This is a genomic window from Streptomyces sp. NPDC058697, assembly GCF_042715345.1.
In the GTDB taxonomy this organism is placed as follows: Bacteria; Actinomycetota; Actinomycetes; order Streptomycetales; family Streptomycetaceae; genus Streptomyces; species Streptomyces liliifuscus.
Map to the genome: position 1 here is coordinate 666,429 of NZ_JBHXSU010000001.1, position 14,338 is coordinate 680,766.

At 69.2% G+C, this 14,338-nt stretch carries 12 protein-coding genes and 1 pseudogene; 5 read left to right on the top strand and 8 right to left on the bottom strand.

Going from position 1 to position 14,338, the window contains the following annotated elements:
* Positions 1 to 260: 260 nt before the first annotated feature.
* Positions 261 to 1,307: a LacI family DNA-binding transcriptional regulator gene (locus ACFWXQ_RS02925; RefSeq protein ID WP_383940411.1), complete on the bottom strand. Its 1,047-nt coding sequence runs from the start codon at positions 1,305 to 1,307 to the stop codon at positions 261 to 263.
* 110 nt (positions 1,308 to 1,417) lie between these two features.
* On the opposite strand from ACFWXQ_RS02925, the gene ACFWXQ_RS02930 reads away from it, so the two are divergent.
* The 4 genes from ACFWXQ_RS02930 to ACFWXQ_RS02945 are packed head-to-tail and all read left to right on the top strand — an operon-like array spanning position 1,418 to position 5,428.
* Positions 1,418 to 2,596: a phytanoyl-CoA dioxygenase family protein gene (locus ACFWXQ_RS02930; RefSeq protein WP_383940408.1), complete on the top strand. Its 1,179-nt coding sequence runs from the start codon at positions 1,418 to 1,420 to the stop codon at positions 2,594 to 2,596.
* 17 nt (positions 2,597 to 2,613) lie between these two features.
* Positions 2,614 to 3,375: an SDR family oxidoreductase gene (locus ACFWXQ_RS02935; protein WP_383940406.1), complete on the top strand. Its 762-nt coding sequence runs from the start codon at positions 2,614 to 2,616 to the stop codon at positions 3,373 to 3,375.
* Between the two features lie 32 nt (positions 3,376 to 3,407).
* Positions 3,408 to 4,412 carry a Gfo/Idh/MocA family oxidoreductase gene (locus ACFWXQ_RS02940; RefSeq protein WP_383940403.1) on the top strand — a complete coding sequence of 335 codons (1,005 nt, stop codon included), beginning with the start codon at positions 3,408 to 3,410 and terminating at the stop codon, positions 4,410 to 4,412.
* Positions 4,409 to 5,428 (top strand): Gfo/Idh/MocA family protein, encoded by a 1,020-nt coding sequence (locus tag ACFWXQ_RS02945; protein ID WP_386267376.1) that lies wholly within the window; start codon positions 4,409 to 4,411, stop codon positions 5,426 to 5,428. Before ACFWXQ_RS02940 ends, ACFWXQ_RS02945 begins: the two co-directional genes overlap by 4 nt.
* A 90-nt stretch (positions 5,429 to 5,518) precedes the next feature.
* On the opposite strand, the gene ACFWXQ_RS02950 is transcribed toward ACFWXQ_RS02945, so the two are convergent.
* The 4 genes from ACFWXQ_RS02950 to ACFWXQ_RS02965 are packed head-to-tail and all read right to left on the bottom strand — an operon-like array spanning position 5,519 to position 9,604.
* A complete protein-coding gene (locus ACFWXQ_RS02950; protein WP_383940397.1) occupies positions 5,519 to 6,538 on the bottom strand; it encodes a Gfo/Idh/MocA family protein in 1,020 nt (339 codons plus the stop codon).
* Between the two features lie 50 nt (positions 6,539 to 6,588).
* The gene (locus ACFWXQ_RS02955; protein ID WP_383940394.1) at positions 6,589 to 7,503 is read right to left on the bottom strand and encodes an ATP-binding cassette domain-containing protein; all 915 of its coding nucleotides are present in this window, start codon (positions 7,501 to 7,503) and stop codon (positions 6,589 to 6,591) included.
* A 5-nt stretch (positions 7,504 to 7,508) separates the two neighbouring features.
* Positions 7,509 to 8,582 (bottom strand): ABC transporter permease, encoded by a 1,074-nt coding sequence (locus tag ACFWXQ_RS02960; RefSeq protein ID WP_386267379.1) that lies wholly within the window; start codon positions 8,580 to 8,582, stop codon positions 7,509 to 7,511.
* Between the two features lie 5 nt (positions 8,583 to 8,587).
* A complete protein-coding gene (locus ACFWXQ_RS02965; RefSeq protein ID WP_383957451.1) occupies positions 8,588 to 9,604 on the bottom strand; it encodes a sugar ABC transporter substrate-binding protein in 1,017 nt (338 codons plus the stop codon).
* A 438-nt stretch (positions 9,605 to 10,042) separates the two neighbouring features.
* Here ACFWXQ_RS02965 and ACFWXQ_RS02970 point away from each other — a divergent pair.
* Positions 10,043 to 11,293 (top strand): annotated as a pseudogene (locus ACFWXQ_RS02970) (CoA-acylating methylmalonate-semialdehyde dehydrogenase); the annotation flags it as partial.
* A 160-nt stretch (positions 11,294 to 11,453) separates the two neighbouring features.
* Here the strand turns inward: ACFWXQ_RS02970 and ACFWXQ_RS02975 are convergent.
* The 3 genes from ACFWXQ_RS02975 to ACFWXQ_RS02985 form a co-directional block, all read right to left on the bottom strand.
* Positions 11,454 to 12,302 (bottom strand): sugar phosphate isomerase/epimerase family protein, encoded by an 849-nt coding sequence (locus ACFWXQ_RS02975; RefSeq protein WP_383953086.1) that lies wholly within the window; start codon positions 12,300 to 12,302, stop codon positions 11,454 to 11,456.
* 202 nt (positions 12,303 to 12,504) lie between these two features.
* Positions 12,505 to 13,392 carry a sugar phosphate isomerase/epimerase gene (locus tag ACFWXQ_RS02980; protein ID WP_362083694.1) on the bottom strand — a complete coding sequence of 296 codons (888 nt, stop codon included), beginning with the start codon at positions 13,390 to 13,392 and terminating at the stop codon, positions 12,505 to 12,507.
* Positions 13,389 to 14,336 carry an NAD(P)-dependent oxidoreductase gene (locus ACFWXQ_RS02985; RefSeq protein WP_383953084.1) on the bottom strand — a complete coding sequence of 316 codons (948 nt, stop codon included), beginning with the start codon at positions 14,334 to 14,336 and terminating at the stop codon, positions 13,389 to 13,391. The genes ACFWXQ_RS02980 and ACFWXQ_RS02985 overlap by 4 nt, the downstream gene beginning before the upstream one ends.
* Positions 14,337 to 14,338 lie beyond the last annotated feature (2 nt).

Below are 14,338 nucleotides of genomic sequence, written 5' to 3' on the forward strand. Positions count from 1 at the left end.
GATGGGGGTGGGTGGGTTGACCGTGGGTGGGTGGGGAATCGGCCTGAACGGCCTCGTCCTCAAACGCCGGACGGGCTGGAGGCAGCCGGGCGGGCTGGGAAGTAGCCGGGCGGGCTGGAAGCGGGGCGAAGCCCTGGCTTTCAGGGGCGCGGGGAACTGCGCGACCAGCCACACACCACCCGCACCCGACACCCGACGCCGGACGAACAGCCCTTCACATCAGCCTCTCCGGCGTGGCGGCTCGCGGCAGGCGAGTCGCCTCAGCCCGCGAACTCCGCCAGCGGCACCCCCGGCGGCATGTTGTACGGAGTCACCACCTGGATCGCCGAAGGCAGGAACGGGCCCTCGTCCGGGAGGGCCTTATGGGCTCGCATGATGGTCTGGCAGGCGCGGCGCATGTCCTGGCGGAGGTCGTGGTGGAGCACGGCGGACAGCCGGCGTTCACGCAGGAAGCGGGTGTTGTCGTGGTCCAGGTCGTGGGCGATGAACACCGCGCATTCCCGGCCGAGGGTGTCGAACGCGTCGAGGGTCGCGGCGTTGCCGCCACCGGCCGAGTAGACGGCGACGATGTCCTCGTCCCGCTTGAGGGCCTCCAGGACGAGATCCCGCTGGGTGGCGTCCAGGCCGTCGCTGTCGGTGACCTCCACCAGGGAGCGCCCGGGCTGTGCGATGCGCATCGCGCTGCGGAAGCCCATCTCGCGCTCCTCCTCACCGCGGAAGGAGCCCCGGCTGATCGTCGCGAGGACGTTGCCCGGCCGGTCGCCGAGCCACTGGCCGATGAGGTAGGCGGCGGTGGCACCCGCGTCCCGGTTGTCGATTCCCACGTACGCCATACGCGCGCTGCTGGGCAGGTCGCTGACCAGCGTGACGACGGGGATGCCGGTCGCGACCAGCCGGCCGACGGCCGCGCCGATCTCCGGCAGGTCGGGGGCCTTGAGGATCACGCCCTGCGAACCGCGCTTCGCGATCTTGTCCATGGTCGCGATCAGCTCCGCGGCGGGGCAGGTCTCCCGGAAGTGGAAGCGCGATCGCACCACGGCGGGGTGCAACGACGGCAGTTCGACTTCCAGGGCGTTCCGCACGGCGGTCGAGAACCGCTCCGGCGTCTGCATCACGATGTCGATCATGAACGTACGTCCACCGATGCGTACCTGGGTCCGCTGACGGTCCAGATCCTTGATCGCCTGGTGCACCTCCATGACGGTGCTCTCCCGTACGCCGCCCCGGTCGTTGAGGACCCGGTCGACCGTGGCCTCGCTCAGACCCGCTTGACGGGCGATCTCTCTGATCGGATAAGGATGTCGCATGGCGGTCCCCGAAAGCAGAATGATGGACTTTTGATGGGTCTCTGCGGATTGAATGACGGGCTCTGGTTCACAAGACTGGCAGAAAAGCAGGCATGGCGAAAGGACCCTGGATGTCCCCCACGGAGGCGGGAGCACCGATTTGGCTGAGCGAGGACGACTGCGATCTCGACGCGTTCCGCTCGCTGGTCGAGCAGAGCACCGATCGGCGGCTGTATCCCGCTGCCGAGCGGATCGAGCAGAACGTCCTGGTCTACGCCAGTGATCGGATCCGCGACCTCGCGGCCACCACGCGGGGGCGCCGGGAGGTGCAGGCCGAGTGGGTACGGGCCCTGCTGGACGGGCCCGGACTCGTGGTGCTCAAGGGCGCGTTCCCGGACCCGGCAGTCGTGGACGCGGCCTCCGACGCCTTCAACGCGCTGATCGAGGAGGAACGTTCGAGCGGCACGTCCCGCGGTGACCACTTCGCCAAGCCCGGCGCCAACGACCGGGTGTGGAACGCCCTGGACAAGGTGGCCGTGCGTGCGCCGGAGGTCTTCGCGGACTACTACGCCAACGACGTGCTGGCTCTGGTCTCCGAGGCCTGGCTCGGCCCTGGTTACCAGGTGACCTCGCAGATCAACGTGGTCAACCCGGGCGGCGCCGCGCAGAGCGCGCACCGCGACTACCACCTGGGCTTCCTGAGCAACGACGTCGCCGCCGCGTACCCCGCGCACGTCCACCGCCTCTCCCCCGTACTGACGCTCCAGGGCGCGGTCGCGCACTGCGACATGCCCGTGGAGTCCGGGCCCACGTTGTATCTGCCGCACTCGCAGAAGTACGAGCCCGGCTATCTGGCCTGGCGGCGCCCGGAGTTCATCGCGTACTTCGAGGAGCATCACGTCCAGCTCCCGCTGGAGAAGGGCGACGCGGTGTTCTTCAACCCCGCGCTCTTCCACGCCGCCGGGCACAACCGCTCGGCGGACATCAAGCGCATGGCCAACCTGCTGCAGGTCTCCTCCGCCTTCGGCCGCGCCATGGAGTCCGTGGACCGGGAGGCCATGGCCGTCGCCCTGTTCCCGGTGCTGCTGCGCCGCAAGGCCGAGGGCGCCCCGGAGAGCTGGCTGCGCCGCGTGATCGCCGCCACGGCCGAGGGCTACCCCTTCCCCACCAACCTGGACCTCGACCCGCCGGTCGACGGTCTCGCTCCGCCCTCCCAGGCGGACACCGTCCGGCAGGCCGTCGCTGAGGGCTGGGCCCCGGACCGGCTCCGCCATGAACTGCAGGCGAGCGCGAAGCGCCGCCGGAGCTGAAGGAGAACAACGCACTCATGGGACTGCTTGAGGACAAAGTCGTCCTCGTCAACGGCGGCAGCCAAGGCGTCGGCGCGGGCATCGTCCAGGCCGCCGTACGCGAGGGCGCGACCGTCGTCTTCACGGGGCGGCGGGCCGAGATCGGCGAGAAACTCGCCGCGGACACCGGCGCCCACTTCGTACGCGCGGATCTGTCGGACGCCGCACAGGCACGCGACAGCGTCCTGCGGACCGTGGAGACACACGGGCGCGTCGACTGCCTGGTCAACGCGGCGGGGCTGACGTCACGCGGTTCGCTCCTGGACACCACGCCGGAGCTGTTCGACGCGCACATCGCGATCAACCTGCGGGCGCCGTTCTTCGCCATGCAGGCCGCGGTCGCCGACATGACGGCCCGCAAGACGCCGGGCACGGTCGTGAACATCATCTCGAACTGCGCGCACGGCGGCCCGCCGTATCTGGCCCCGTACTCCACGGCGAAGGCCGGCCTCGCCGGGCTGACCCGCAACGCGGCCCACGCGCACCGCTGGGACCGGATCCGTATCAACGGCCTCAACATCGGCTGGACCGACACCGAGGGCGAGGACGCCACCCAGCGCGCCTTCCACGGTGCGGGCGACGACTGGCGGGAGAAGGCCGCCGCCGCCCAGCCGATGGGCAAACTCGGGCAGGTCGACGAGATCGCCGATTTCGTCGTCTTCCTGCTCTCCGACCGCAGCGGTGTGGTGACCGGCTCGGTCATCGACTGGGACCAGACCGTCTTCGGCGGACTCGACTGAACCGCCCCCTGGGCTGAAGGAGCAAGATTCTCATGCGTATTGGCATCATGGGGCTGGGCCGGATCGGCGCGTTCCACGCGGAAACCCTGGCAGGACTCGAGGCGGTGGACTCGCTGGTGGTCACCGACCCGGTGGCTGCGGCCGCCTCCTCCGCCGCGGAGCGGTTCGGGGCGACGGCGGTGGACTCCCCCGACGCGGTGCTCGCCGCCGGCGTGGACGGAGTGGTGATCGCCGCCGCGACCAACGCACACCCCGAACTCATTCTCGCCGCCGTCAAGGCGGGCATCCCGGTCTTCTGCGAGAAGCCCGTGGCCCTCGGCATCGAGGAGAGCCTCGAAGTGCTGCGCGCCGTGGAGGGCGGCGGAGTCGAGGTGCACATCGGCTACAACCGGCGCTTCGACGCCGGCTGTGTCGCCGCGCGCGCGGCCGTGGTGAGCGGCGAACTCGGACTGCTGCACACCGTACGGTCCACCACCCTGGACCCGGCGCCGCCGCCCCCCGCGTACGTGGCCGTCTCCGGCGGCATCTTCCGCGACTGCAGCGTGCACGACTTCGACATCGTGCGCTGGGTCACCGGCCGCGAGGTCGTCGAGGTGTACGCGACCGGCGGCAACCGGGGCGCGGACTACATCGCGGCGGCGGGCGACGTCGACACCGCCTCCGCGCTGCTCACCTTCGACGACGGCACGATCGGCGTCATCTCCAACTCCCGGCACAACGCCCGCGGTTACGACGTCCGTCTGGAGGTGCACGGCATGAAGGACAGCATCGCCGTGGGCCTGGAGGACAAGCTGCCGCTGCGGTCCGTCGAGCCGGGAGTCACCTTCCCCGCCGGCACCCCGCACAACTTCTTCATGGACCGCTTCGCCGACGCCTACCGCGCCGAGCTCACCGCGTTCACCGAGGTCGTGGCGGGCTCACGCCCCTCCCCCTGCACCGTGGCCGACGCTCTCGAAGCGAGCTGGATCGCCGAGGCCTGCACGCTGTCGCTGCACGAGCGCCGGCCCGTACGACTGGAAGAGGTGCGCAAGGCATGACGGACGAACCCCTGCGGATAGGCGTTCTGGGCGCGGCCCGGATCGCTGAGCTCTCGATCGTCGGCCCTGCCCGTGTGACCGGCCACCGCCTCGTCGCAGTGGCCGCCCGCGACCGGTCGCGCGCCGAGACCTTCGCCGCCGAGCACGATGTCGAGCGGGTCCTGGACTCGTACGCCGACGTGATCGCCGACCCCGAGGTCGAGGTCGTCTACAACCCCCTCGCCAACGGTCTGCACGGGCCCTGGAACCTCGCAGCCCTCGCCGCGGACAAGCACGTGCTGACGGAGAAGCCGTCCGCGAGCAACACGGACGAGGCCATCGAGGTCCGGGACGCCGTCGCGAAGGCGGGCACGGCCTTCATGGAGGGCTTCCACTACCTGTTCCATCCGGTCACCCGGCGCCTGCACGAGCTGCTGGACAGCGGGGAACTGGGCGAACTCCGGCACGTGGAAACCACGATGCTCATGCCGGCGCCCGAGGACGACGACGTGCGCTGGTCACATCCGCTGGCCGGCGGCGCGCTCATGGACCTGGGCTGCTACAGCCTGCACGCCCAGCGGGTGCTCGCGCCCTGGGCGGGCGGCGCACCGCGGCTCGTCGCGGCGCGCGGCGGGGAACGGCCGGGCGCGCCCGAAGTCGACGAATGGCTGGACGCCGAGCTGGCGTTCCCGAGTGGTGTCACGGGTACCGCCCGCTGCCACATGGCGTACCACGAGTGGGAGATGAGCTACCGGATCGTGGGCTCACTCGGTGAGGCCACGGCGACGAACTTCGTCCAACCGCACCTCGACGACCGGGTCCTGGTCCGCACGGCCTCGGGCGAGCGCACCGAGATGCTCGGTCGCCGGTCCTCGTACACCTACCAGCTCGAAGCCTTCGCGGCCCATCTGCGGAGGGGTACGCCGCTGCGTCTGGACGCCGATGACGCGCTCGCCACCATGCGGCTCATCGACGACTGCTACGAGGGGGCCGGGTTCTCGCCCCGGCCGCGAACGGTCCTTCCGGCCTCGGGCTGAGAGGAACGAACGGGAGAGGGCGGTGCCTCAACGGCACCGCCCTCTCCCGTTGTCCTCTCCGGTTGTGCGATCCGCACCTTCGCGGTCTGCCTACCGGTAGAAGTCGGGCCGCTCGATCAGGTCGACCTCGACGCGCCGGCCCTCCCGCTGGGCCCGCACGCCCGCCTCGCACACCGCGGCCGCCGCGTAGCCGTCCCAGACGCTGGGCCCGGTGACCTCGCCGCGCCGGGTGGCGTCCACCCAGGCCCGTACCTGGCGGTCGTACGCGTCCTCGAACCGCTCGATGTAGTCCGGTGTGACGCGGCCGCCCCATCGGCCGTCGGCGCTGAGCCGCGGTCCGTGCTCGTCACCGATGCCCACCACGCCCCGCTCGCAGACGGCTTCGGCCCACACCTGATATCCGTAGCCGCAGTGGCCGAAGATCTCGACGTCGACGAGAGCCCCCGACTCGGTTTCGAACAGGACGAGTTGGGGGTCGCTCATGCCTTCCGGCGCCAGTGAGGACGGAGTCGGCTTGAGGACCGTGACCGCGGTGATCTCCTGATCGAGGAGCCAGCGGGTCACGTCCATCTCGTGTACCACCGAGTCGTTGATGAGCATCTCGGTGGTGAACCACGACGGCATGGAGGGGTTGCGGTGCCGGTGGTGCACCATCAGTGCCCTGCCCAGCTCCCCGCCGCCGAGCAGCTGCTTGAGCTTCACGTACTCGGAGTCGTACCGGCGCATGAAGCCCACCTGCACCCGGCGGTGCCCTAGCCGCTGTTCGGCTTCCAGGACCCGTAGCGCGGAGGCCGCGTCAGGGGTGAGCGGCTTCTCGCACAGAACCGGCAGGTCACGGCCGAGGGCTTCGAGCAGGGCCGCCTCGTGGGCGGGCCCGGGAGAGGCGATCAGTACGGCGTCCACGTCATCCGCGGCCAGCGCGACCGTGGCTTCGGTGTACGCCGTGCACCCGTCCAGCGTGTCGGCGAGGGCCTTGGACCGCTCCGCGTCGATGTCCACGACGGCGGTCACCCGCGCCCCGCTGATGACGTGTTGGAGCCTTCGGACATGATCGGCCCCCATCTTGCCGGTGCCGATGACGGCTACGCCGAGCGCTCCCTGAGGTGACATAAAAGCAGTGTCTCTCCTGTGTCTGAGGATCAGTTGCCGTTGGACGAGGGTCAGTTGCGCTGCGCACCGACCTGAAGCTCTGCCGCTTCGGGGAGTTCCTCGACATCCACGCCGCGGACCTGGGCCAACTCGTGCTTCAGCGCGGCGAGTTCGGCGCCGCCTGCCATGTGGTTGGTGAGTTCTTCGAGGCTGACGTCGGCGCGGGCGGCGGAGAGTTCCATGGTGCCCAGGCGCAGGACGCTGAAGTGGTCGCCGACCATGTAGGCGTGGTGCGGGTTGTGGGTGATGAAGATGACGCCAAGGCCGCGGTCACGGGCCGCCGCGATGTACTTCAGCACCACGCCGGACTGCTTGACGCCGAGGGCCGCGGTGGGCTCGTCGAGGATGAGGACGCGGGCGCCGAAGTAGACGGCGCGGGCGATGGCCACCGACTGGCGCTGGCCGCCGGAAAGGGTGCCGATGGGCTGGTCGAGGTCGTCCAGGATGATGCCCATGGCGCGTAGTTCGGTGTCGGCGGTTGCCTTCATCTTCGCGATGTCCAGGCGGCGGATGGGCCAGGGGCCTTTGGTCATCTCGGAGCCGAGGAAGAAGTTCCGCCATACCGGCATGAGGGGGACGGTGGCGAGGTCCTGGTAGACGGTGGCGATGCCCTTGTCGAGGGCTTCGCGCGGGTTGCTGAGCTGTACCGGGTGGCCGTCGATGAGGAATTGGCCTTCGGTGTGCTGGTGCAGGCCGGAGATGATTTTGATCAGGGTGGACTTGCCGGCGCCGTTGTCGCCCAGCACGCAGGTGACCTGGCTGGGGTGGACGGCCAGGTCGACGCTGTGCAGGGCACGGACGTTGCCGTACGCCTTACCGGCGCCGCGCAGTTCGACGGTGGGTGTGCCGTTCGCGGGCGCGGTGTTCCTGGGGGCCGTCCCGTTGGACGAGACCGGTCCGTCGGCGGTGATGGGGTTGGTGGTCATGAGGGTTACCTCCGGGTGGCCTGGCGGCGGACCCACAGATTGACGAGGGCGGCGAGCAGGAGCATGACGCCGAGGAAGGCCTTGAACCAGTCGGGGTTCCAGTTGGCGTAGACGATGCCCTGGGAGACCATGCCGAAGATGAACGCACCGATGACCGGGCCGATGGCGGAGCCGTAGCCGCCGGTGAGCAGGCAGCCGCCGATGACCGCGGCGATGATGTACAGGAACTCGTTGCCCACGCCCTCGCCGGACTGGACGGTGTTGAACGAGAACAGGATGTGCATCCCGACGAACCAGGCGCCCGCGCCGACGCCCATGAACAGGGCGATCTTGGTGAAGGTGACCGGGACACCGACCGCGCGGGCGGATTCCTTGTTGCCGCCGGTGGCGAAGATCCAGTTGCCGAACTTGGTGCGCAGCAGCAGCCAGGTCGCGGCCGCCGCGAACACGAACCAGTAGAAGACCGTGATCTTGACGTCGACACCGCCGATGCTGATCTCGGACGCGAAGACCTTCTTCGCCTGGTCGAACCCGTCCATGTCACTGATCGAGTCCGTCGCCACGTTCCCGGTGAAGATCTTCGTGATCGCCAGGTTGCCGCCCTGCAGGATCAGGAACGACCCCAGCGTGATCAGGAACGACGGCAGGCCGGTGCGCACCAGCAGATAGCCGTTGAACGCGCCGATCGCCAGCGAGACGACGAGGGCGACGATGATGCCGGTCCACACGTTCATGGAAAGCTGGAAGCTCCACATGCTGGCCGTCAGTGCCGAGGTCGTCACGGCCACACCGGCGGACAGGTCGAACTCCCCGCCGATCATCAGCAGCGCCACCGGCAGGGCCATGATGCCCATCACGGACGACTCGTAGAGCACGTTGGCCAGCGAACCGGCCTCGCGGAACGGGGAGGCGACCGCGAAGAAGAAGATGTAGACAGCGATCGCCGCGATGAGCGCGCCGATCTCGGGGCGGGCCGCCAGCCTGCGGGTCAGGGACCGTTCCGAGGTCCGGCCGTCCTTCGGGGCGGCCGGCGGAGCCGGCGACGAAGAGCTCGTCGCCGGTGCCGTTGCCTGGGACATGGAAATCACCGGGTGCCCTTCGCTGCGAACTTCGCGATGGTCTCGACGTTGGACTTGTCCACGAACGCCGGACCGGTCAGCACCGGCTCCTCGCCGCCACCGCTGAAGTTGCCGTTGGTCTTGTAGAGCCACAGCGAGTCGACGGACAAGTAGCCCTGCAGATACGGCTGCTGGTCGACCGCGAACTGGATGTCACCGTCGTTGATGGCGCCGATCAGGTCCTTGTTGAGGTCGAAGGTCGCCACCTTGGCCTTGCTGCCCGCGTCGTCCACCGACTGCACGGCAGTGAGGGAGAACGGAGCGCCGAGCGTGACGACGTAGTCGATCGCCGAGTCCTGCTTGAGCTTGGCGGTGATCGTCGACTTCACGGACGGCATGTTCGTGCCGTTCACGTAGAGGATCTCCGTCTTGCCCTTGAAGCCTTCCTTGACGCCCTTGCAGCGCGCCTCCAGGGCGACGTGTCCCTGCTCCATGATCACGCAGATGTTGTGCTTTGCTCCGACGCCGTTGAGCTTCTCGCCGAAGGCCTTGCCGGCCACGTACTCGTCCTGGCCGAAGTACTCCAGGAGTCCCTGCTCCTTCCAGTCGTCGACACCTCCGTTGAAGCCGACGACCGGGATGCCAGCCGCCTTGGCCTTGGCGACCACTGACTTCATCGCGTCCGGCTTGGCCAGCGTGACCGCGATGCCGTCGACCTTCTGGTCGATCGCGTTCTGGACCAGGTTGGCCTGCTTGGCACCGTCGGGGTTGCTGGAGTAGATCAGCTCGACGTTGTCCTTGGCGGCGGCGGCGCTCGCCCCCTTGCGGATGGTGTCCCAGAAGGTGTCGCCGGGGGCCGCGTGGGTGATCATCGCGACCTTCATACGAGGGGTGTCGGCCTTGCCGGCAGACGCGGCGCCTGTGTCCTCCTCGGACTGCTTGCCACCGGAGTCGCTGGAACAGCCGGTGACTATCAGGGCCGCTGCGGCGGCCGCGGCAACGAGGGCGAATCTGCGGGAACGGGGGTGGAGAGAGCGGTTCATCTTGCCGGCACCTCACTGTGCAGGAGAAGGGAGCGACGCCCGACCGGGCAGAGGCTCCGGTCACATACCGTTAACACGGCTGTTGCCTATGACGGGATACAAGCCCTAGTTGCACCTCAGCGTCAACATATGTAAAGACATCATTTATCCATCAAGAGAAAACGACAGAACATCTCCTTGACGCCTGTTCCGTGTGCCGTCTACACCTGAAATGGCCGGGGTCACTGTCGGCCTTTCCGATTCAGGGGTCCTCGTGTCTGGCCGAGCGCTCCATAAATCACTCGCGCGATACCGGCCTGGTCAATGTGATCGCTATGGAGCGACTGTGAACCGGCCTGCCCACCCATGTGAGAGGAACCTCGTGAAGACCATCGCCCATTGGATCAACGGCAAGCCCGCGGAGGGCGTTTCAGGACGTCACAGCCCGGTGTTCGACCCGCCGCTCTGATCACCGCCGAGCACGGCAAGGTCCACTCCGACGCCCTCGGCGAGGTCGCCCGCGGCCTGGAGATCGTCGACCTGGCCTGCGGGATCACCGTCCAGCTCAAGGGCGAGCTGTCGACCGAGGTGGCCTCCCGGGTCGACGTCGCCTCCATCCGCCAGCCACTCGGCGTGGTGGCGGGCATCACGCCGTTCAACTTCCCGGCGATGGTGCCGATGTGGATGTTCCCGCTGGCCATCGCCTGCGGCAACACCTTCGTGCTGAAGCCCAGCGAGAAGGACCCGTCGGCGTCCGTCAGGCTCGCGGAGCTGTTCGCGGAGGCCGGACTTCCCGACGGGGTGCTGAACGTGGTGCACGGCGACAAGGTGGCCGTCGACCGGCTCCTGGAGCACCCGGACGTCAAGGCGGTCTCCTTCGTCGGCTCCACCCCGATCGCCCGCTACATCCACACCACCGCCTCCGCCAACGGCAAGCGCGTCCAGGCCCTCGGCGGCGCCAAGAACCACATGCTGGTCCTCCCCGACGCCGACCTGGACGCGGCGGCGGACGCGGCCGTCTCCGCGGCCTACGGCTCGGCGGGCGAGCGCTGCATGGCCATCTCGGCCGTCGTCGCCGTCGGCGCCATCGGCGACGAACTGGTGGACAAGATCCGCGAACGCGCCGAGAAGATCAAGATCGGCCCCGGCAACGACCCGGCCTCGGAGATGGGCCCGCTGATCACCGCCGCCCACCGCGACAAGGTCGCCTCGTACGTCACCGGCGCGGCCGCCCAGGGCTCCGAGGTCGTCCTGGACGGCACCGGCCACACGGTCGAGGGCCATGAGGACGGCCACTGGATCGGCCTCTCGCTGCTGGACAAGGTGCCGACGGCTTCGGACGCCTACCGGGACGAGATCTTCGGCCCGGTGCTGTGCGTGCTGCGCGTCGACACGTACGAGGAGGGCGTGGCCCTGATCAACGCCTCGCCGTTCGGCAACGGCACCGCGATCTTCACCCGGGACGGCGGCGCCGCCCGCCGCTTCCAGCTGGAGATCGAGGCCGGCATGGTCGGCGTCAACGTCCCCATCCCGGTCCCCGTCGGCTACCACTCCTTCGGCGGCTGGAAGGACTCCCTCTTCGGAGACCACCACATCTACGGCAACGACGGCACCCACTTCTACACCCGAGGCAAGGTCGTCACCACCCGCTGGCCCGACCCCTCGGAAGCCCCCACCGGCGTCGACCTCGGCTTCCCCCGCAACCACTGACCCGCAACCACTGACCCGCGACCTCTGAGCCGCGACCTCTGAGCCGCGACCTCTGAGCGCCCCGCCAGGGGCGTCTCAGGGGCGCGGGGAACTGCGCGACAAGCCCCCACCGGCCCGCAGCCGACCAAAAAGCAGAACCCCCCGAGCTCTCCCCGGCGGCCTACTTCAGCACCGCCGCAGCGGTGCTGAACGCCGCTGCGGCAGCCTCCCGCACAGGAAGCGTCCGGTGCGTGTCGGACAGGATCTCCACCCCCCACGGACCGGACCAGCCGGCCGTGCGGAGCGCGGAGATGATCCCCGGCAGGTCGAAGGACCCCTCGCCGCACAGGCGCCGACGCCGGACCGTGTCCTCGAAGAGCGTGCCGATCACCTCGCTGTCGGCGTCGTTGAGCTCGACACCGACGATGCGCGACGCCGGTACGTCCGCGAGGTCGGCCGGTGGCGTGTGGGCGCGCTCGGTGTGCCAGACGTCGATGATGAGGCCGCCCGCGGGATGCCCGGCGGTCTCGACCAGCCGCAGTCCGTCGTGCACGGTCTTGAGGTTGGACCAGGGCAGGAACTCGATCGCGAGCCGGGCGCCCACACCGTCGGCCTGCGCCGCCAGCGTGGCGAATTCCTCGGCCCAGTGGTCGAGTTCCCAGGGCAGGTCCTCGACGTCCGGTCCGATCTTGAGGTGGCTCGCGCCGAGCGCCTCGGCGGTCCGCAGAAGATCCAGGCGGACGGCGTCCGACGCGGCACGCCGTGGTCCGTCCGCCCACCAGTCGACCAGAAGCTCCAGCTCCAGATGGACGAGTCCGTTGTCCTCGAAGAGGGACCGGACGCCGGACAGTCCGTATGTGCGCTCGGCCTCCACCAGGTCCTGATGCAACAGGCCGAAGCCCTTGAACCCGGCGGCGCCCGCCGCTTCCACCCGCTCCCGCAGCGTCAGTGGGCTGCGCCCGTCGGGCAGACCGGGCGCGGTATCGCCCGCGGTGGTCCAACAGGTGGCCAGCAGGTCTTCCGTAGTCATACCTGTTTCCTCTTCATAACGATTTCAGAGAACCCCTTCCGGCCACGGACACCATCAAGGCCAATTCCCACCAAGGCCATTCCGATGATTCTCATGCGCGTCAATACGGCGAACAGCTGATAATTCCAAGCCGTTTGACATCGGCCCGGCTCCCTTTGATTCCACCCCGAAAGGCAAATCCCGGCAACCCGTCAAAAACACATCACAGATGTGCGTCGCGCAGCACGGTGCGCAGGTGTTCCGCGCTGGCCCACACATCGTCCACGGGCCCCTTGCCGGCGGGCTCTTCGGTGAGGATGGTGTCCTGCTCAAGGACGTACCAGCCGTCGTAGCCGCGGGCCCCGAGGTGGGTCACGATGGCCCGGACGTCCACGTCACCGGCGCCGAGCGGGCGGTACATGCCCTCCCGGACGGCTTCCGTATACGTGAGGCGGCCCGACTGGACCTTGGCGGCGAGGGCGGCGTTCACGTCCTTCATGTGGGTGTGGGCGATCCGCTCGGGTGCCTGCCGGGTGAGCTCGGCGGGGTCGGTACCGCCGATGAGCAGGTGGCCGGTGTCGAGGCAGAGGGCGATCGAGGAGTGCTCAAGGACGCGCTGGACCTCGTCGCCGTTCTCGATCATCGTGCCGACGTGCGGGTGCAGCACAGCGCGTACGCCCCGTTCCGCGGCCAGCGCGGTCAGCCGGTCGAGGTTGGACAGCAGCAGCTTCCAGCCGTCGGCGTCGAGCTCGGGCCGGGAGTCGTAACCGTCCTGTCCCGTGATGGCCGACAGGACGAGGACGTCGGCCTTGGACGCGGCGTAGCTCTCCAGGAGCGTCTCGACCTCGGGCAGCGGGTCGTGCCCGGGCACGTGCAGCAGGAGCGGGGTGAAGCCGCCGACGGCCCGGAGGTCGTGGTGGGCGAGGACCTGCGCCATGGCCTGCGGCTCGCCGGGCAGGAAGCCCTCGGGGCCTATCTCGGTGGCGGCGAGACCGACCTCGCGCATCTCCTTCAGGACCCGCTCAGGCGTCAACTGGTAGCCCCAGCCGGGTACTTCGCACACGCCCCACGAGATGGGCGCTCCGGCGATCCGCTGCGCTTGAGTGTTCATGCCGTGGCCTTTCGGTGGTTCCAGTCGGGGTTGGCTACCGCGGCCGGCGGACGGCCGGCGAGCACGTCCGCGACACCGCGGGCGGCGTCGACAAAGGTAAGGGTCATGGCCCTGTTCGTCATGCCCATCAGATGCGGGGTGAGGACGACGTCCGGGTGGTCGAACAGCGGGTGGTGGACGGCCGGCTCGGGATCGAAGACGTCCAGTCCGACACCGGCCAGCCGGCCGAGTTCCAGGGCGATCAGGGTGGCGTCCGGGTCGAGCAGACCGCCCCTGCCGCAGTTGACGAGGATCGTCCCGGGCTTGACCCGGGAGAGCAGGTCCTCGCCGACCAGGTGGTGCGTGCTCTCGGTGAGCGGGACGTGCAGGGTCAGTACGTCGCTCACTTCGGCGAGTTCACCGAGATCGGCGCAGGCCACCTCGGGCGGGGGCGGGCTGTACGGGTCGTACGCCAGGGTCCGCATCCCGAAGGCCGAGGCGAGTTCACCGACCCGGCGGCCGATGCGGCCGTGGCCGACGATGCCCATGGTGGCGCCGTCGAGGTCGCCGACGGGCACGCTGTTCCGCTCGGCCCAGCGGTTCTCGCGTACGAGGTCGGTGAGCTGGCGCAGCCGTTTGGTCAGGTGCAGGGTCATGGCGAGGACGCCCTCGGCCACGGCCCGCGAGCCGCTCTGCGGGGTGATGACCACGGGAATGCCCCGGGCGGTGGCCGCGGTCACGTCGACGAGGTCCACGCCGACTCCGGTGCGGGCGATGACGCGCAGCCGCGGGGCCCGTGCGAGGAAGTCCTCGTCGACGATCCGGTCGGCGCGGACGATGGCGCCCTCCGCGACCGCGAGGTCGTCGGGCGTGGGGTGGGTGACGAAGGTGACCCGGTCGCCGAGGATGTGGCCGACGGTGGCCGGGTCGACCGGGCCGAGGGCCACTACGACATGCCCGTCCATGC